Raw genomic sequence first — 18,343 nt, forward strand, 5'->3', positions numbered from 1 at the left:
TGGTGCCCAAAACATCTTCCTGGGTCCGACACGAAGCAAGAGCTGCGGACAGTACGACGGACAAGGTTCGCTACCAAAGGAATTGATGAAATCTTTGCGTAGATTGACCTCATCGTTTCTGCTGTATTCCGGCCCGTATTCGAGGTGGCAACCTAGAAATATGGGTTGCAGTATTACTCAACATTCACAAGGGCATGAACGGAATCCTCGAGTCGCTTTTGTGGCGCATTGCAGCGGCACTTTCATACAGCCACCCCGAGCAATAACCTACCCGTCACTTTGCTACAGAAAACGCAGCAATCTTCACTTTTTGGCGGCAGAATTACGAAAAAATTTGCTGTGAAGCTATGGTGAAATAGGTCAGCGGTCCTCGCGATCCGAAGAAAGCGGAGCGAGGGCGGCGGAGAGCAAGGCTGGGATGACCCGCATCACAGCGGGGGAAGAAGCCGCTTTGTAAGTTTCAACCCGAGACTTCACACCGCATCAAGCTCGCAAACTTGATGCGGTTACGAGTTATGAGCTTTTGCGGTGTCGAGCCAGCGATGGAGGTACAGGCCACAAGTTAGGCGTTACATAGCATTCACACCGTTCCCAAAGCAATGGAGGAAATTTCTTGAAGACTGATACGACAGCGAACATGACAGGCAATCCGCCGAAGAACCGGCGGACCGGAGGCATCGTCATCACGATTTCGACGCTTCTAGCATTCTCATACGGGTTGCAGATGTACGTAGTTGTGCCTGCATACCCGACCATGACCGCTGAGTTCGGCTTGAGTTACTCTCAAATTGGTCTGATGGTTTCTCTCTGGTTCTTGGGTTACGCACTCGCTCACGTTCCTGCGGGTTTCGCGGCTGCTGCGTGGGGCTTGAAGCGCGTTGCAGTCTGGGGTGGCCTCATTACCGCTATCTCCAGCGGTCTGATCGCCATGTCTGGTTCCTACGCGCTAATGCTGACCTCTCGGTTTATCGGTGGTGTCGGAATGTCTTTGGTCGTCGCAGCAATTTTCCCGCTCGGTAACTACTGGTCCAAACCCGAAAATGGCAAACTTGTCGCCGGTATTCTTAACGGTCTCGGCCTCACCGCAGGTTCTGCGATCGGCCTCTATGTATGGACCTATCTGATGCAAGCCATGGACTGGCGCGCCAGTCTCTGGGTGGCTACGGCCATCGGTCTGGTGATTGCTCTCGCCGCTGCCGCGCTCATTCAGATTCCAGAACACATGGACGAACTCGAAGGTGATGAGTTCAGTTGGTCCGGCACGATGCAAGTGTTGAAGTCGAAGACCATGTGGGGCATCGGTATTGTCAGTGTTGCTGCATACGGTGCCTTCTTTACCGCTTCGCAGCTTGCCCCGGGCTTTGCAGAAAGCGAGCACGGCTTCAGCGCGACAAATGCGAGCCTTCTGGGACTCGTCATGCTGTTGATCGGTATCCCCGGTTCGATCCTTGGCGGTATCTTCGCAGACCGTGCCAAGCGTTTCCTGTCCACGCTGTGGATTCCTGCAGCGGTCATCGTTGTCTTGTTGGTACTGATCCCATTCGTCAATAGCATCATGCTGTGGGTCATCATGAGCCTGATTGGCATCTTCGGCATGATGTACTTGTCACCAGCAAGCGTGTCACCCAGCGAATACCCTGAAGAGGTACCGAGCCAGGACTTTGCCACTGCTTTGGGTCTGGTATTGACGCTTGGCAATATGGGTGCCGTTATCTTCCCGTACGTCTACACGCTGGGCACGGAGATGGGCAGTTCCGCCCTGGGTTGGTGGCTCATCGCCGGGTTGTCCGCACTGAGCATTTTAGGTATCCGCATGGCCAAAGAATCCCGGGTGCCAACACCTTCCAAAAGTCCCGAGCAATTACTCAACGAACAAGCTGTGACCAACCAAGTCACAGCCTAACTCCTGCTCATCATTCGAGGGCATCGCTCCCACATTGTGGGGCATGCCCTCGATGTATTTAAACCCTGCGGTCCCCCACTCGAAGGTAGGTCATAGAGCGTTCCTACGCAGTCTGCTCTTTTATATCGCCATAGCCATTGAGCTAATGCACCACCTCACATAGGCTGACGAACAACAACTTACCGAGACAGCATGTACCGGAATGCGAGCCTGAGGCAGCATCAAACGCTGGAGGGATGACATGGTCCAGGAGGATTCGTCACGCAAAGCCACCGGAAGTCATCCACAACGCGTTGACCCCGTGCAACGCGCCTCAGCTGAACAAGAGCTCTCCGAGGGGATGAAAGCACCGGGGGTCAAACACAACGAATGGCTGCGAAAGATGCTGGGGCTGGCCGGCGGCGTCGTCGCTGCGGTCTTGCTGTATCTGGTCTTGCCGGCCGATCTGGCCGTGTGGCCTAAATTGACCGCGGCAACCGCTGTGCTGATGGCGATCTGGTGGATGACCGAGGCCATTCCCATCCCCGCCACCGCCCTGTTACCGCTGATTATCTTCCCGCTCCTGGTGCCCGCCGAAGAATCCGACGGTGGCGTGACCGTTTCTGAGGTCGGAGCGAACTACGGCAACGAGATCATTTTTCTGTTCATGGGCGGGTTCCTGCTGGCATTAGGGATGCAACGGTGGAACTTACACCGACGCATCGCCCTGCTGGTCCTGCGCAGTATGGGCTCCCGCACCAATGCGCTCATCGCCGGGTTCATGATCGCCACCGGGTTTTTATCCATGTGGGTCTCCAACACCGCTACCGCAGTCATGATGATACCTATTGGACTTTCGGTCCTGATCTTGGTCAAAAAGATCACCGACGGTGCAGATACCGCTGAGGCAATCGAAAGCAGTGCCGAAACCGAAGCGTCCGAAGAAGAGATCGCCGAGGTCTCCAAAACCAACTTTGGCACCGGACTCATGCTCGCGATTGCTTACTCAGCCTCCATCGGTTCGTTAGGCACCATTATTGGGACCCCTCCCAACGCGTTGCTTGCTGCTCACATGTCAGCTACTCACGATCTGGAGCTTGGTTTTGGTCGGTGGATGATGGTCGGCGTCCCGCTGTCCATTGTTTTGATGATCGGGGCATGGTTCATCCTCACAAAAGTTGTCTTCAAGCCCGAAACCAAAGAGATCCCCGGAGGCGCGGACCTCATTCGCAACGAGTGGCAAAAGCTAGGTCCAATGGCCACCGGAGAACGGTCCGTGCTGATCGTCTTTCTAATAGCTGCGATATCCTGGATTTCAGTGCCGCTGATCTCGGAGTATGTGTTCGGGCTGGAAGAACCCGTGGTATCAGATGCTGGCATCGCGATGATCGTGGGAGTCACGTTGTTCATCCTGCCCGGCGGAGCGAATCGAGGGGTCCGGTTGTTGAATTGGGACACCGCCCTGCGCTTGCCCTGGGGTGTGCTTCTCTTATTCGGCGGTGGGCTGGCGCTGTCATCGCAGTTCTCCGATTCTGGATTGTCAGAGTGGCTAGGGACTCAAGCCGAAACTCTTGCTGGCGTCCCGGTGTGGGTCATGGTTGCCTTGGCCACCGCAGGGATTTTATTACTGACCGAAATGACCTCAAATACGGCGACCGCAGCAACCTTCCTGCCGGTCGCCTCGGGCATCGCGATGGGTACCGGTATTGAACCTCTGATGCTCACCGCAGCGGTCGCGCTGGCCGGTACGTGCGCGTTCATGTTGCCGGTCGCTACCCCACCCAATGCGATCGCCTTCGCCTCCGGGTATGTCACCATCGGCCAAATGGTCAAAGGCGGGGCGCTGATCAACCTGCTGGGCGTTATTCTCATTACCATCACCGCCATGACGCTGCTGGTGTGGGTATTTGGCATCACGTATTAGTGACCAGACCGGAGCCTGCGGTCAGCTCCAGACACTGTGGCCATCCTTGAAGTTCAGGAAGCAGCTAAACTTAACCATCTCATGACGAATTCTTCTTCCGGTGAGACCGTACTAGATCGGGTGCTGCGCATCCTGGCAGCCTTTGATGCCCAGCGTCGACAGGTCACTGTGGCAGAACTATCCCGACTGACAGACATTCCCCTGGCGACCACGTATCGGTTAGTCGGCCAGCTCGCCGAGGAAGATATCCTGACCCGCTACCCCGATGGTTCCATCGGGTTAGGCATGCGCTTATGGGAATTAGCGGCACGCTCCTCCCCTGCTGTGAGTCTGCGGACCGCGGCCATGCCGTTCTTAGATGACGTGCAGTCAATTTTTCGACAACACACCCAGTTGTCCGTCCTCGATGCCCACGAACTACTGGTCGTGGAGCGCTTGTCATCGCGCCGATCTGTGGTCAACCAAGCAACCGTTGCGACCCGCATGCCGGTGCATACCGTGTCTATGGGGCTGGTGCAATTAGCGTTCCAGCCCCAACACGTCATTGATGAGTACTTCGAACACTATCCAGAAGCCAAACAGATTTCCTATCCGGCAACCGGCAGCATGACTAACACCCTGGCGAAGATTCGACAGGACGGTTACGCAATGCTCGATGGCATGCTCGATGATGGCACAACCGGTGCCGCCGTTCCGGTCTTTGATAAGCCCACTGGTCGCAACCGCATCGCTATTGCTGCGATCTCAGTGGTGATTCCGGACGACTTTGAACCGCGCTCTGCTGTGATTCCTGTGCTGATGGCCGCATCTCGGGGCCTCACCCGCGCCCTGCACCCGGTCGCCGACCCACGGTGATTCTCACTGAATGAGAATACGGTGGCGTAGGACACCGCTTGTGGCAGACACTTGAAGGAAGCGTTACACGTTGTGCGACCAACAGGAGCTCGATTGGCTAAGCAAGTAGAAACCACACAGGTGGGAATCGTTGGAGGCGGTCCAGCAGGATTAATGCTGTCGCACCTGCTCTCCCGGGCGGGCATTGACAACATCGTGCTCGAAACCCGCGACCACGAAACCATCAAGAACACTCACCGCGCCGGCATCCTGGAAACCGGTGCCGTGGAAATGCTGACCGAATACGGCGTCGACTCACGCATTCGCGAGATCGGTTACGAACACCACGGCATCGATCTCCGGTTCGACGGGCAATCCCACCGCATCAATTTCAAAGAACTCATTGACGCATCGGTCTGGCTCTACCCCCAAAACGAAGTCTTCGTGGACTTGGCCGCTGCTCGCGCTCGCGACGGTGGCGATGTTCGGTACGAACACACCGTGACCGGATTGGCAGATGTCGAAACTGACGCACCGAAAATTCATTACACCGATGCTGAGGGCAACCCAGGGGTCATCGAAGCTCGCATTGTGGTCGGCACTGATGGTTCGCGATCCTTCTGCCGGCGCGCGATCCCATCGGAGACGCGCCAAGAACACAAGATCGAGTACCCCTTTGCGTGGTTCGGCATTCTCACCGAAGCCCCACCAAGTGCCGAGGAACTCATTTATGCCAACTCGCCTCGCGGTTTCGCACTGATTTCGCAGCGCAACGAGACGGTCCAGCGTCACTATTTTCAGTGTGACCCCGACGAAAACCCGGATGAATGGACGGAAGATCAGATTTGGGACGAACTCCAAGCCCGAGTGGACGGTCCCGACGGATTCCAGCTCAAACGCGGACCGATTTTTGAAAAGACGGTACTAAAATTCCGCTCTTTCGTGGCAGAACCGATGCGTTGGGGCAATCTGTTTTTGGCCGGCGACGCTGGCCACACGGTCCCACCAACCGGCGCCAAAGGTCTCAACCTGGCTTTTGCCGATGTCAAAGTGCTCTTTTCCGCGCTCGAACAGTTCTTCACCACCGGTCAGACCACCGGCATTGATGACTACTCCGAGACTGCGTTGCGGCGGGTATGGAAAGCGCAGAACTTCTCCTACTGGATGACCAGCATGCTGCACACCCGAAAAGACGCTTCCTCATTTGAAACCCGACGTGCCATTGGGGAACTCCACACCGTGGTGGGCTCAAAATATGGCCGTCAATATCTTGCCGAGTCGTACTGCGGCTGGCCGCATGAATAAGCTACGAATAATGAAAGGATTGTGAAGTGTCTGAGCAAAACCAACGCCTAGATCCGCTGGCCACAGCCGACTCTCAGGACTCAATCACCGCTGAAATCGAAGACCTCCACGCGACCTACCGCGCCGGGGTCGAAGCCGACAGCTCCCAAGAAGAAACCCAACCGAGGCTGAACTTTGCGCCCTACCGTTCTTCGCTGCTGCGTCACCCTACCAAGGATCTGCACCACACCGACCCTGAAACCATCGAACTGGCCTCGCCGGCCTTCGGGCACCGTGACGTCCACATCCTAGAATCCGATCTGACCGTTCAGCACAACGGCGAGCCCATCGGGGAACGTATCAAAGTCCGTGGCCGCGTGCTTGATGGTAATGGTCGTCCAGTGCGTGGACAACTCATCGAAATTTGGCAGGCGAACGCTGCTGGCCGGTACATCCACAAGCGTGATCAGCACCCAGCCCCCATTGATCCAAACTTCTCCGGAGTGGGACGTGCCATCACCGGTGATGACGGCTCTTATGAGTTCACCACGATCAAACCGGCACCGTATCCGTGGAAGAATCACCACAACGCCTGGCGGCCGGCACACATCCACTTTTCGTTGTTCGGTACCGACTTCACCCAACGCATGATCACCCAAATGTATTTTCCAGGTGACCCGTTATTTGCGCTGGATCCGATTTACCAGTCCATTACAGATCAAAAAGCCCGCGATCGCCTCGTGGCGACATACGACCACTCGGTGACCAGCCACGAATGGAATACCGGGTACTACTGGGACATTGTACTCACCGGTTCCCAGCGCACTTTGATGGAGGACGAAGACCATGACCACGAATGATCTCACCCCAACACCCGGCCAGACCATTGGCCCGTTCTTCGGGTATTTCAACGCCGCCGAAAGCGTCCATTTACCCTTTGAAAATGGAGACAACCTGGTGCCCCCGGGTGATGCTCGGGCCGTGCAGCTGACTGGCACCGTTTACGATGGTCAAGGCACCCCCATCCCGGATGCGATGATCGAAATCTGGCAGGCGGATGAACACGGCAACATCCCCACCCAGGACGGTTCGCTGATTCGTGACCCATTTGCTTTCACCGGCTGGGGACGCGCAACCACCGATAACGTCGGAACCTACCGTTTCACCACGGTAGAGCCCGGTGCGACCGACACCGGCAAGGCCCCCTTCATCCACGTCGTCGTCTTCGCCCGCGGGTTGCTCAATAAACTGCACACCCGTGTTTACCTGCCGGACACCGAGGGAATCGACCATGACGAAACTCTGGTGGCCCTGGGAGATCGCGCCCAGACGCTGATCGCCAAACGCGACGGCAAACGGTTGCTCTTCGATATTCACCTGCAAGGTGACCAAGAAACCGTCTTCTTCCAATTTCCGGGTATGACCTACCCGAAAGCTTAGGTTTCAGCCACGCGATACCCGCCCGTGAACTCGGGCGGGTATCGTTGTGTTTAGACCCCTGATGCGAAAAGGATTCCCACCTGTGTATGACTATGGATTACTCAACCCAGTCTGGGCTGGCACCCGCGCTGCAGAACAGACCTCTGATGTCGCCTTCGCTCAGGCAATGCTGGATGTTGAGGCCGCCTGGTGTCGGGCACAGATTCGTTTCGGTACCGCACCGGAGTCCATCGGCCAGGCCGTCGAGACGGCCTGCGATATTACCAGCTATGATCTTACCGAGCTGGCGGCCAAAACCCCTGACGGGGCCAATGCGCTAATCCCCTTATTGGCTGAGCTGCGCAACAAAGTCGCAGCACAGCATCCAGAAGCTGCCGGTTACATCCATCGCGGGGCGACGTCGCAAGACATTATCGATACCGCGCTGATGCTGGTTGCCGCTCGCACCGGGGAACATATCGTCACAGATCTCAAGACCACTGTCGGACAACTGGGCGCGCTGGCGGACCAGCACGCCGAGACCGTGATGATCGGTCGATCGCTGGATCAACACGCTCAACCCATCAGCTTTGGTTACCGCGTATCGCAGTGGCTTGAGGCCATCGCTACCGCAGGGCAGCAATTTGAAACCACACTGACCAATCTGCCGGTGCAATGGGGCGGTGCCGTGGGGACTTCCACCTGGTGGGTCGATTACTTCAAAGCCGAACAGCCCGAACACGATCCGATGCAACTGGTCACCGCCCAGCGCGACATGTTCGCCGAAGAACTCGGCCTGGTCTCAGCATCGGTCTGGCATGCCAACCGGATGCCCGTGACCCAACTGGCCCACGCAGCATTTGAGGTTGTGGCAGCCGCGGCCAAACTGGCCAATGATGTTCTGACCGCAGTGCAGGCCGAACATGCCGAATTGGCTGAACCCAACAAGCCTGGCCGTGGTGGATCTTCTGCGATGCCGCACAAAAACAACCCGGTGTTATCCATTCGTCTCAAAAATGCGGCCCAAGAGGCCACCGGGCAGCTGACTGCCTTACACACCGGGGTGATTAGCAATACTGCCGAACGCGCCGATGGCGGTTGGCACAGCGAATGGGCCGCCCTGCGTGGGCTGTTGCGCGTCACCGGTGCGGTGGCAGAGATTTTGAGCGAACTGACCGCGGGGCTCGAGGTGTTTCCGCAAGCGATGCGCCGAAATTTGGACATTCACGGCAATTACCTACTGTTGGGGCGAATCAGCCAGTGGCTCGCTCCACTGGTCGAAGCCCACGATGTCGTCGAAAAAGGAAAAGGCAAACAGCTGGTCGAGTCCATCTGTCAGGAGGCCATCGCTTCCGGGGACGACCTCGCCCAAACGTTGGGCGACCGACTGCCCGATGGCCTCGTCAGCGTCAAAGCTATTGAGAAGATGTTAGATCCTTCCGGCTACATGGGAGGAGCTGCCACAATCGTGGCGGAAGTCAACTCGCGTTACAGAAAGTGGAGTACATGAGCCAATTACAGATCGCCGGCATCCAATTCACCGAACCGGATGCCTCCAAACCCCTTGTGGTATTAGGCCCCGGACTCGGCACCGCGGTAGAGCCCCTGTGGGGCAAAACTGCCCAGCTGCTGGCCAACGACTACGAAATCATCGGCTACGATCTGCCCGGCCATGGCCGCTCTGAACCATCGACTCAGCAGTGGGCACTGGATGACCTGGCCAACTCGGTAGCCGCTTTGGCCACACAAGCCAAGGGTGACACAGACCGGCCCGTGTACTTTGCCGGCGTCTCGCTCTCGGGTGCCATAGCGCAACGCTTGGCGGTCTTACACAGTGACGTCTTTACTCGCATTGCCATGGTCTGTGCTTCGCCGAAATTCGGGACCCAACAGGCCTGGCAAGAACGAGCCGAATTCGTCTCTCAGGCTGGGACGCCCGCCATGGTCGAGCGCTCGGCCAAAACCTGGTTTGCGGAAGGTTTCATCGACAAGCAGCCCACCGAGGCCACAGCACTGCTGCATTCGTTACAAGACGCCGATCGGTTTAGTTACGCGCACGCATCCCTTGCCCTATCGGAATTCGACATGTCGAATGAACTGGCTCATATCAGCGTTCCTATGCTGGCACTTGCCGGGGCTGTCGACCCGGTATCCCCACCTGAACACGCCCGCACCGTGGCGTCTGCGGTCCAAAACGGGCAGTCCGCCGTGCTGGACAATGTCGCCCACCAGGCCCCGACCGAAGACCCGCAGGGCACCGCACGCATTCTGCACGCGTTCTTCTCAGGTCAACAGGTCGAACAACCAACGGACGAACAGACGGTATCCGATGTTTACGACGCCGGGATGGTCGTCCGTCGCGAAGTGCTCTCGGACGCCCACGTTGACCGGGCCACCGACAACGCTGATGCCTTCACCGAAGACTTCCAGGAGATGATCACCCGGTACGCCTGGGGCACCATTTGGACTCGCCCGGGGTTGGATCGTCGGATGCGCTCAGCAGTCACCATTACCGCTATGGTTGCCGGAAAGTATTGGGACGAGCTTGCCATGCACGTCAAAGCTGCCCGGCGCAACGGACTCACCGTTGAGGAGATCAAAGAGATCTTGCTCCAAACTGCCATCTATTGTTCGGTCCCTGCCGCAAACGTGGCATTTTCGGTAGCCAAAGAAGCGCTTGCCGAATACGACGCCGAAGAAGCCTAAAGTCACTTGTGAATAAAAGTCCGGTCCACGCAATGTGGGCCGGACTTTTGTCGTTGGCGATCTATGACGCGAATCTCTTCCACGGCACCGACCGGCAGGCTATAGTTGAAGTATCGCAGAGCGAACTAAGGTTCGCACAGCGAACAACTTTATTGCTGACCCGGAAGGAATCATGCAGCAGGTATATGTATATGACGCAGTACGCACGCCGTTTGCCAAACTCGGCGGCGGTTTGGCCGGCGTTCGTCCCGACGATCTCGCCGCCCACGTCATCAAAGCGATGGTCGAGCGCTACCCAAATCTCGACACAGCCAACATCGATGAGGTCGTGTTCGGCAACGCCAACGGCGCCGGTGAAGAAAACCGCAACGTCGCCCGCATGGCCTCCTTGCTGGCCGGGCTCCCCACCACGGTCCCAGGCCTGACCGTCAACCGCCTGTGCGCCTCCTCGTTGGATGCGGCAATTCATGCCAGCTACTCGATCGGCTCCGGTGACAACAACCTGGTGCTCACCGGTGGCACAGAATCCATGTCGCGCGCCCCCTACGTGGTGCCGAAACCCGAACGCGCCTACCCCGCCGGCAACTCCCAGATGGTCTCGACCACCCTGGGCTGGCGTTTAGTCAACCCCAAGATGCCCGAGGAATGGACCGTTTCGTTAGGCGAAGCAACCGAGCAACTGGTCGACAAATACCAGGTGTCTCGTGAACGCCAAGACGAATACGCCGTGCTTTCCCACCAGCGCGCACACGCGGCCTGGGAAGCCGGCCGTTTCGACAACCTGGTCGTGCCCGTTGGCGATGCCCAGCGCGACGAGACCATCCGTCCCGAAACCACCGTGGAAACCCTGTCCGGGTTGCGCACCGTGTTCCGGAAAGAAAACGGCACCGTCACCGCAGGCAACGCTTCGCCAATGAACGATGGTGCTGCCGCGGTCCTGCTGGGTTCCGAACAGGCCTCCAGCACGCTGGGCACCGACCCACTGGTTCGGATCGCCTCTCGCGGGGTGGCCTCCAATGAGCCGCAGTACTTCGGTGAGGCCCCAGTACCAGCCGCAAACTTGGCCCTAGAGCGCGCCGGTATCACCTGGGAGCAGGTGGGCGCGATTGAGCTCAATGAAGCCTTCGCCGCCCAGGTGCTGGTGAACCTGGACTCCTGGGGCGTTGCCCTGGATGACGAACGCGTCAACGCCTGGGGCGGTGCGATCGCTCTGGGTCACCCACTGGGCGCCTCCGGCTCGCGTGTCCTAGGAACCCTGGCCCGCCGCCTGAAAGCCGAAAACCGCCGTTGGGGCGTGGCCGCACTGTGTGTCGGTGTCGGTCAGGGTGTTGCCATGGTCGTTGAAAACGAAGACGCCACAGAGTAAAGGAAACGATATGACCAACATTGTAGAATCCGCTGCCGAAGCCGTCGCAAATATCGACGACGGCTCCACCGTGCTGATCGGGGGATTCGGTAACGCCGGTCAGCCGATGGAACTCATCGGGGCCCTGCTCGAGGGCGGGGCTAAGAACCTGACCATCGTCAACAACAACGCCGGCCAGGCTGACGAGGGCCTCGCGCTGCTGATCAAAGAACGCCGAGTGGACAAAATCATCTGCTCGTTCCCACGCCAGTCCGACTCCTGGCACTTCGATGAGGCCTACCGCGCCGGAGAAATCGAACTCGAGCTCGTCCCGCAGGGCAACCTCGCCGAACGACTCCGCGCTGCTGGCGCTGGCATCGGAGGGTTCTTCACCCCAACCGGGTACGGCACGATGCTGGCCGAGGGGAAAGAAACCCGTGAGATCAACGGCCGCAACTACGTGCTGGAATACCCGATCCACGGCGACGTCGCCCTCATTAAGGCGTTCAAAGCCGACGAAAAAGGCAACCTGGTCTACCGCAAGACCGCCCGCAACTTCGGTCCGATGATGGCCACCGCAGCCAAACAGACCATCGTGCAGGTCGAAGAGATCCTGCCCACCGGTGAGTTGAATCCAGAAAACATTGTGACCCCATCGATCTATACCGATGTCATGGTGGCCATTGAAACCGAATCCACCCAACTGGCTGCACGTGAACAAGGAGCGAAGTAATGCTACGTAGCGAAAGAGTTGACCGCGAAACCTTAGCCGAGATTGTTGCCGGCGACATTGAGTCCGGGTCATTCGTCAACCTCGGCATCGGCCAGCCCACCCTGGTCTCGAACTACCTGACCGCTGAACACAACGTCACCCTGCACACCGAAAACGGGATGCTGGGGATGGGGCGCGCGGCTGAAGAAGATGAAATTGATGGAGACCTGATCAACGCCGGGAAAATCCCGGTCACCGAAACCCCAGGTGCGGCCTATTTCCACCAGGCTGATTCCTTTGCTCTGATGCGCGGTGGCCACTTGGACGTCTGCGTCTTGGGCGCCATGCAGGTCTCAGCAACCGGCGATTTGGCCAACTGGCACACCGGTGAACCCGATGCCATCCCAGCCGTTGGTGGCGCCATGGACCTGGCCATCGGTGCCAAGCAGGTTTACGTCATGATGAACCTGTTCACCCGCGAGGGCGAGATCAAACTGCTTCCAGAAGCGACCTATCCGCTGACCGGTGTCGGCTGCGTGTCCCGGGTCTACACCGACCACGGGATCTTTGAGCTGTCGGATTCCGGCACGGTCACGGTCAGAGGACTGTTCGGCCTGACCTTTGATGAGCTGCAGTCCAAGTCCGAAATCGAATTCGTCGATGCCACCGGAAACTAAATCCGGGCTGTTCGTTCAGTCGTTTGCCCGAGGCCTCGAAGTGATCGAGGCCTTCGGGCAGACGCCGACGATGACCCTAACCGATCTGGCCGAAGCCACCGGGTTGTCCCGGGCAACGGTTCGCCGGTTCGTCTACACCTTGGTGAATCTCGGATACGTCCGAGCCACCGAGAAGCACTTCGCGCTGACCCCAAAGATCATGAACCTGGGGTTTGCCTATTTGGCCTCCCAGCCACTGGTGGAACTCGTTGAACCGGTGTTATCCAACCTGTCCAAAGAGTTGGGGCAATCCACTTCCGTCTCGGTGTTAGACGGGACCGACGTGGTCTATATCGCCCGGCAGGAAACCACCTCGATCATGCGCATCAACATCACCGTGGGCACCCGGTTCCCCGCTTATGCGACATCGATGGGGCGTGTGCTGCTGGCTGGCCTCAATGAGAGCCAACTGGAAGAGTATTTCGCGAACGCAGATCTGACCGAAGTCACCGATTACACGATCACCGATGAGGCGGCACTACGAGCCGAGCTCGCTACAGTTCGCGACCAGGGCTATGCCGTGGTTGAAGAAGAGCTTGAGGTCGGGTTGGCCTCGGTGGCCGTTCCGATCTGTAATCGCACCGGAACCACGGTCGCTGCGATGAACACCTCGGTTGCGGTAACCCGCCACTCTCCCGAGGACCTCACCGATCTGTTACCACCGTTGTTCGCAGCAGCCGATGAGGTCTCGAACGCACTTTAGCTATCCCACCGGGTGGCCTGTTGCGCAAAAGAATCTAAGACCCCAGGATCGTCAATTGTCGCCGGAGTGGCCACCTCATCACCTTCAACGATCGAGCGCATGGTGCGGCGCAGAATCTTCCCGGAGCGGGTCTTTGGCAGCGCCGAGACCACATCGACATTCTGGAAGGCCGCGACCGGCCCAAAGTCATGACGTACTTTGGCTACGAGTTCCTTGGCCAGCTGTTCGGCGGAGAGGTCAGCATCGGCGGTCAGCACCACATACGCGACCGGTTTTTGGCCTTTGAGTTCATCAGCCACCCCAATTACGGCGGTTTCTGCCACCGCCGGGTGCTCAGCGATGACCGCTTCTAAGGTTCCCGTCGACAACCGGTGGCCGGCCACGTTGATCACGTCATCAGAACGGCCCAGCACAAACACGTAACCGTCTTCGTCAATGTAGCCGGTATCGCCGGTTTCATAATATCCGGGGAAAGCCGCCATATAGGACGAATGGAAGCGTTCCGGTTCACCGTAGAGCCCCACCATCGCACCCGGTGGCAGGGGCAACTCCACGACGATGTTGCCTTCGCTACCGGTGGCAACCGGTTCGCCCAATGGATTGACCACCGAGACTCGATAACCCGGTACCGGAACCGAGGGCGAGCCAGGTTTCAGCGGCATGGGGTCCAGTCCGCGCAGGTTCGCGACGATGGGCCAACCGGTTTCAGTCTGCCACCAGTGGTCCACGACCGGTTTGCCGGTGACCTTTTCTAACCAGTGGTAGGTATCCTCATCGAGCCGCTCCCCCGCGGAGAATACGGTTTCTAGTGCCGACATGTCATACCGCTGCCAATGCTCGCCGGTAGGGTCGGCGGCTCGGATCGCACGGTAGGCAGTCGGTGCCGAAAAGATCATTTTCGCGCCGTGTTCAGAGGCCACCCGCCAAAACGCTCCCGCATCGGGTGTGCCAACCGGTTTGCCTTCATAGACCACGGTGGTCGCACCGGATACCAGGGGCGCGTAAACGATATAGGTGTGGCCAACTACCCACCCAACATCGGAGGCAACGAACATCACCTCACCGGGATGCACGTTATAAATATTCGGCACCGACCAGGCTGCAGCTACCGCGTAGCCGCCATGATCGCGAATGACGGCCTTTGGTTTGGAAGTCGTGCCAGAAGTGTGCAGCAGGTACAGCGGGTCCGTGGCAGCCACCGGGAGCGCCTCTACCGGTCCGTTGTCCGCTAACTGCTCGTCGAAGTCGAGCCAGGTGGTATCAAAATCTGCGATCGTGTCGTCAATTTCGGGCCGCTGTTTCACCAAGACGACCTCGGGCTTATGCTCGGCCAGTTCAATGGCTTCTGCAACATTGGGTAGGTAGCGGATAGTCCGGCTGGGTTCGATACCGCCGTTGGCCGCGATGACCGCTTTAGCTTGGGCATCATCCAACCGGGTTGCGACTTCGCGTGGTGCAAAACCGCCGAAGGTCACCACATGGATCGCGCCTATCCGGGCAACCGCCAACATCGCGATAAGCGCTTCGGGGATCATGGGCATGTAGATCAACACCCGGTCGCCGCGGGTGACACCGTTCGCGCGGAGTGCCCCAGCAAACCGTGCGACCTTGTCGAGCAACTCAGCATAGGTGTAGGTGACTTGTTGATCCGTCATTGCCGAGTCCCACACAAGGGCTGGCTGGTCACCGCGACCTGCCTGAACCCACCGGTCTAATGCCTGGTAGGTAATGTTCAACTGGCCATCAGGGAACCATTTCCATGATGCGGCACCGTCATAGTCCAGGCCACGCGTTGGTGCGGTATGCCAATCCAGTGTTTGGGCTTGCTCGAGCCAGAACGCAGCAGGATCGTCTGAGGCACGCTCAAAGGTTGCCCGATACGTCGTTCCCGGTTGGTTTGCTGTGGCCATGATGCTCCTTCTGCTCCCACGGTCTGGGCGGAATCCCTAGGGCGGTGTATACATGTGGTGGCTCACACTGTAGTCAGTGGTGATGGGCATTACAAAACTGCGCGGTGCCTACGACACGATGAACGGCTCGTTTTGCCGAAACGGATTGTGTTCGGTATGGTGGAATGGTTATTTGCGTGCATCTTGTGCCGAATAACATGGAGGCGTGCCAGAGAGGCCGATTGGACTTCACTGCTAATGAAGGGTCCGTGTAACGCGGACCGGGGGTTCGAATCCCCCCGCCTCCGCCGTGTTGGCCCTGCAAACTCTTGTGAGATTGCAGGGCTTCATTCTTTACTGTTGCCCTCATGAATCACCTTGCTGTATACATCTTTGCTTCCTGGGCCGGTGCTACCGTATCTGACGTGGTCAACCAAAGATTCGCGGTACGGCGGAGGGCTATGATGGAAGAGAGATCAAAGGGACCGGCCCTTGTGTTCGCCGCCTATCGCGGGCGAAACTGAGGGCAACACATGGCGACTTCGATCGTTATTTATAGGAGGACGTAGATGCAAGAGAAACATGTCTTCAACTCAAACCTTGCCCGAGCCGCTCGCGCGCTGGTGGGCATTTCAACCTGGTACATCGCAGATGAAACCGGTATCGAACGAACTAAGATTCGTAAATTCGAACGCGGGATCATCTCCCTTCCGGAGAAACAGCGCGAGGCCATCAAAGATGTACTTATTCAACATGGCGCCCTGTTTTTGCCAGACTCGAACGCCGGAGGATACGGCGTCCGCTTGAAATATTCGAGCTCAAAAACTCGACAGATAGATCGGTGGGAAGCTGAAGGCGGCCCCGTCGCCGAAGACGACGTCTAGGAGCCACAACATAAAAAACTCCCTGAAAAAATCAGGGAGTTTTTTTGTTGTCACAAACTAATCTTTACCTTCATCATCCGTTGCATGAATTTGCCGCGCAATGATCTTAATAAGATCTTCTGCCTCTGCGGCTTCTAGCGCAGTGTGTTCCGTGAGAGCTTCTGCTGCGTCATCCAGTCGCTCATCGCGGACCATGGCTTCGATCTGGTCACGGATCCAGGGCGGCAAGTCTTCAGACGACATGGTGACGGTCTCATCCTGCCGATGAATTTGAATCTCAAAACGCTGCGGTTTCGGAGTTTCGGCGACTTGTTCGAGCCACTCATCGGGAATCGTTAGATCGGTCAACTGGGTGTCCTGATCATCGGTCTCAGGAATGAAGGGATCCGTACCGGCGACCTCCTCTAGGGGCGGCTCTTGCGCCCCATGTTCCTGCGGGAACTGGTACAGCGCCTGAACGTCTACAAAAGCCTCAATACGGCCGACACCGGTTGCCCGATGGTAGATCTCTGCTGCTTGGGCCATCTGGCCCACGGCCAAGTAGCGGTAGACCTTGTTATGGGTGTCTTCATCCAAGCGCTGAGCCGCAGCGGCCGCGCCTGCTTCGGACATCCGGTCAAACAGGGCCGGTGATTTGCCACGAGGGCTTGCGGTGGAGCTTTGGGCCTTGGATGAACGACCTAAAAAGGCAACAAGGCCCCATACCAACAGCGCCGAAACCACAAGGAGCAGCAGTGGGATAATAAATTCCATGCCGCCCATTGTACTGTCAAGTTAGACCTCATGTGACGCGTTCTGCCCTCGGGCCGCTTTAATTCGCGGTTGGACAACAAAAGCGTACAACAAAGCCGTTGCGACTAAGGCCAACCCTGCCAAACCGGCGGTCATCAGGGCAGTTCCTGCCCAACCGTAGTGCGCTAAGAAGATGCCGCCGAGCCAACCGAACACGGAAGATCCGGTGTAATAGAACAGGTTGTATAACGAAGTGGATTGGGCTCGGCCGACTTCCGCTGCTGCTCCGGCCCACCCCGATGCCACCGAATGTGCCCCAAAGAACGCTCCGGTGAAGATCACAGCGCCTATGAGCAAAACCCAAATATTTGGCACCAGCGTTAGCAACACTGAGACGACAATCGTGGCACTCAGCGCCATGAGCACTCTTGAGGGACCGTATTTCGACGCCAAATGACCCGCCCACGGCGAGGTGACCGTACCAATGAGATACACCACAAAGATCAGCGACACCACCGCGACCGGCAGATTGAAAGGGTCGTCCAGCAAGTAGAACCCCAGGAAGTTATATACGGCGACGAACCCACCCATCAACAGCATTCCCTGCAGGTACATCACGACCAATACCGGTGAGCGCAGATTCGTGGTGATCGACGTGATGGCTTGGCGCACCGTCGTGGAAGTGGGTTGGAATTTCCGGGCGGTAGGCGTCAGGACGAGAAAACAAATAGCTGAGGCCACCGCGAGCGCCAAGACCACCCCCATGCCGATACGCCAGTGGTACCACTCCCCCAGTGGTGCGGCTACAACACGGCCGACGAGCCCACCGATGACTGTGCCGGCGATGAAAGTGCCAGCCGATTGGCCGGCCGAGGCGGGGTGGACCTCCTCGTTGAGATAGGCCATGGCTAATGCCGGCACCCCACCTAGTGCGACTCCTTCTAAAACTCGGAAGACCAAGATGCTCCCGAAGGTAGGTGCCAGGGTGGCGCCGATGCCGAACAGGCAGGCCGCGATAATCGAAATTGTCATCGCCGATTTTCTACCCAAGCGGTCGCCGACAAAGGACCACGGAATGACCGCGAAAGCCAGCCCGATGGTTGAAGCTGAGATGAGCAGAGCAGCTTGATCCGGGGTGACCTCCAGATCGGCTGCGATCAACGGGAGTAGCCCCTGGGGCGAGTACAGCTGAGCAAACGTGGCGACCCCGGCAAAGAATAGCCCGGCCATCAGGCGGCGAAACCCGGCGGTTTTGGGGGCGTGTCCCAGCCACAGTTGGCCGGTGTGTGGGCCCGGAAACGGCGGGTGCATGG

The 18,343-nt window shown here is 58.0% G+C and carries 16 protein-coding genes and 1 tRNA gene; 14 read left to right on the top strand and 3 right to left on the bottom strand.

The window, feature by feature from the left end:
* Positions 1 to 613 precede the first annotated feature (613 nt).
* The 12 genes from J2S62_RS09985 to J2S62_RS10045 all read left to right on the top strand — a co-directional run bounded on the left by J2S62_RS09985 (position 614) and on the right by J2S62_RS10045 (position 13,525).
* Positions 614 to 1,903, top strand: coding sequence for an MFS transporter (locus tag J2S62_RS09985; RefSeq protein ID WP_310174274.1), 1,290 nt, complete (start codon positions 614 to 616; stop codon positions 1,901 to 1,903).
* A 241-nt stretch (positions 1,904 to 2,144) separates the two neighbouring features.
* A complete protein-coding gene (locus J2S62_RS09990) occupies positions 2,145 to 3,806 on the top strand; it encodes an SLC13 family permease (RefSeq protein WP_310174277.1) in 1,662 nt (553 codons plus the stop codon).
* Positions 3,807 to 3,887: 81 nt separating this feature from the next.
* The gene (locus tag J2S62_RS09995) at positions 3,888 to 4,661 is read left to right on the top strand and encodes an IclR family transcriptional regulator (RefSeq protein WP_310174279.1); all 774 of its coding nucleotides are present in this window, start codon (positions 3,888 to 3,890) and stop codon (positions 4,659 to 4,661) included.
* 93 nt (positions 4,662 to 4,754) lie between these two features.
* Positions 4,755 to 5,945: a 4-hydroxybenzoate 3-monooxygenase gene (locus tag J2S62_RS10000; protein ID WP_310174281.1), complete on the top strand. Its 1,191-nt coding sequence runs from the start codon at positions 4,755 to 4,757 to the stop codon at positions 5,943 to 5,945.
* A 26-nt stretch (positions 5,946 to 5,971) separates the two neighbouring features.
* Complete coding sequence (gene pcaH / locus J2S62_RS10005) at positions 5,972 to 6,784, top strand: protocatechuate 3,4-dioxygenase subunit beta (protein WP_310174283.1); 813 nt, start codon at positions 5,972 to 5,974, stop codon at positions 6,782 to 6,784.
* Complete coding sequence (gene pcaG, locus J2S62_RS10010) at positions 6,771 to 7,364, top strand: protocatechuate 3,4-dioxygenase subunit alpha (protein WP_310174284.1); 594 nt, start codon at positions 6,771 to 6,773, stop codon at positions 7,362 to 7,364. Before pcaH ends, pcaG begins: the two co-directional genes overlap by 14 nt.
* Before the next feature lie 82 nt (positions 7,365 to 7,446).
* A complete protein-coding gene (locus J2S62_RS10015) occupies positions 7,447 to 8,853 on the top strand; it encodes a lyase family protein (RefSeq protein ID WP_310174287.1) in 1,407 nt (468 codons plus the stop codon).
* Positions 8,850 to 10,049, top strand: a complete 1,200-nt coding sequence (pcaDC, locus tag J2S62_RS13580) for a bifunctional 3-oxoadipate enol-lactonase/4-carboxymuconolactone decarboxylase PcaDC (protein ID WP_407649956.1) — start codon at positions 8,850 to 8,852, stop codon at positions 10,047 to 10,049. Before J2S62_RS10015 ends, pcaDC begins: the two co-directional genes overlap by 4 nt.
* A 172-nt stretch (positions 10,050 to 10,221) precedes the next feature.
* Complete coding sequence (locus J2S62_RS10030; protein ID WP_310174289.1) at positions 10,222 to 11,415, top strand: thiolase family protein; 1,194 nt, start codon at positions 10,222 to 10,224, stop codon at positions 11,413 to 11,415.
* A 10-nt stretch (positions 11,416 to 11,425) separates the two neighbouring features.
* Positions 11,426 to 12,127 carry a 3-oxoacid CoA-transferase subunit A gene (locus J2S62_RS10035; RefSeq protein WP_310174291.1) on the top strand — a complete coding sequence of 234 codons (702 nt, stop codon included), beginning with the start codon at positions 11,426 to 11,428 and terminating at the stop codon, positions 12,125 to 12,127.
* Positions 12,127 to 12,783 (top strand): 3-oxoacid CoA-transferase subunit B, encoded by a 657-nt coding sequence (locus J2S62_RS10040; protein ID WP_310174293.1) that lies wholly within the window; start codon positions 12,127 to 12,129, stop codon positions 12,781 to 12,783. The genes J2S62_RS10035 and J2S62_RS10040 overlap by 1 nt, the downstream gene beginning before the upstream one ends.
* Positions 12,767 to 13,525, top strand: a complete 759-nt coding sequence (locus J2S62_RS10045) for an IclR family transcriptional regulator domain-containing protein (RefSeq protein WP_310174295.1) — start codon at positions 12,767 to 12,769, stop codon at positions 13,523 to 13,525. Before J2S62_RS10040 ends, J2S62_RS10045 begins: the two co-directional genes overlap by 17 nt.
* On the opposite strand, the gene J2S62_RS10050 is transcribed toward J2S62_RS10045, so the two are convergent.
* The gene (locus J2S62_RS10050) at positions 13,522 to 15,435 is read right to left on the bottom strand and encodes an AMP-binding protein (RefSeq protein WP_310174297.1); all 1,914 of its coding nucleotides are present in this window, start codon (positions 15,433 to 15,435) and stop codon (positions 13,522 to 13,524) included. The genes J2S62_RS10045 and J2S62_RS10050 overlap by 4 nt on opposite strands.
* Before the next feature lie 199 nt (positions 15,436 to 15,634).
* Between J2S62_RS10050 and J2S62_RS10055 the strand changes: the two genes are divergently transcribed.
* A tRNA-Ser gene (locus J2S62_RS10055) sits at positions 15,635 to 15,722 on the top strand.
* 261 nt (positions 15,723 to 15,983) lie between these two features.
* Positions 15,984 to 16,298, top strand: coding sequence for an XRE family transcriptional regulator (locus J2S62_RS10060; RefSeq protein WP_310174299.1), 315 nt, complete (start codon positions 15,984 to 15,986; stop codon positions 16,296 to 16,298).
* Positions 16,299 to 16,355: 57 nt separating this feature from the next.
* On the opposite strand, the gene J2S62_RS10065 is transcribed toward J2S62_RS10060, so the two are convergent.
* Positions 16,356 to 17,051, bottom strand: coding sequence for a hypothetical protein (locus J2S62_RS10065; RefSeq protein WP_310174301.1), 696 nt, complete (start codon positions 17,049 to 17,051; stop codon positions 16,356 to 16,358).
* A gap of 21 nt (positions 17,052 to 17,072) precedes the next feature.
* On the bottom strand, positions 17,073 to 18,341 hold the full coding sequence (locus J2S62_RS10070; protein ID WP_310174304.1) for an MFS transporter: 1,269 nt from the start codon (positions 18,339 to 18,341) through the stop codon (positions 17,073 to 17,075).
* Between the last annotated feature and the right edge of the window lie 2 nt (positions 18,342 to 18,343).

Source organism: Enteractinococcus fodinae, assembly GCF_031458395.1.
In the GTDB taxonomy this organism is placed as follows: Bacteria; Actinomycetota; Actinomycetes; order Actinomycetales; family Micrococcaceae; genus Yaniella; species Yaniella fodinae.

Excerpts from the sequence above, each read along its gene's own strand:
- J2S62_RS09990 (WP_310174277.1), top strand. The coding sequence starts at position 2,145 with ATGGTCCAGGAGGATTCGTCACGCAAAGCCACCGGAAGTCATCCACAA.
- J2S62_RS09995 (WP_310174279.1), top strand. The coding sequence starts at position 3,888 with ATGACGAATTCTTCTTCCGGTGAGACCGTACTAGATCGGGTGCTGCGC.
- pcaG (WP_310174284.1), top strand. The coding sequence starts at position 6,771 with ATGACCACGAATGATCTCACCCCAACACCCGGCCAGACCATTGGCCCG.
- pcaDC (WP_407649956.1), top strand. The coding sequence starts at position 8,850 with ATGAGCCAATTACAGATCGCCGGCATCCAATTCACCGAACCGGATGCC.
- J2S62_RS10030 (WP_310174289.1), top strand. The coding sequence starts at position 10,222 with ATGCAGCAGGTATATGTATATGACGCAGTACGCACGCCGTTTGCCAAA.
- J2S62_RS10035 (WP_310174291.1), top strand. The coding sequence starts at position 11,426 with ATGACCAACATTGTAGAATCCGCTGCCGAAGCCGTCGCAAATATCGAC.
- J2S62_RS10040 (WP_310174293.1), top strand. The coding sequence starts at position 12,127 with ATGCTACGTAGCGAAAGAGTTGACCGCGAAACCTTAGCCGAGATTGTT.
- J2S62_RS10045 (WP_310174295.1), top strand. The coding sequence starts at position 12,767 with ATGCCACCGGAAACTAAATCCGGGCTGTTCGTTCAGTCGTTTGCCCGA.
- J2S62_RS10050 (WP_310174297.1), bottom strand. The coding sequence starts at position 15,435 with ATGGCCACAGCAAACCAACCGGGAACGACGTATCGGGCAACCTTTGAG.
- J2S62_RS10060 (WP_310174299.1), top strand. The coding sequence starts at position 15,984 with ATGCAAGAGAAACATGTCTTCAACTCAAACCTTGCCCGAGCCGCTCGC.
- J2S62_RS10065 (WP_310174301.1), bottom strand. The coding sequence starts at position 17,051 with ATGGAATTTATTATCCCACTGCTGCTCCTTGTGGTTTCGGCGCTGTTG.
- J2S62_RS10070 (WP_310174304.1), bottom strand. The coding sequence starts at position 18,341 with ATGCACCCGCCGTTTCCGGGCCCACACACCGGCCAACTGTGGCTGGGA.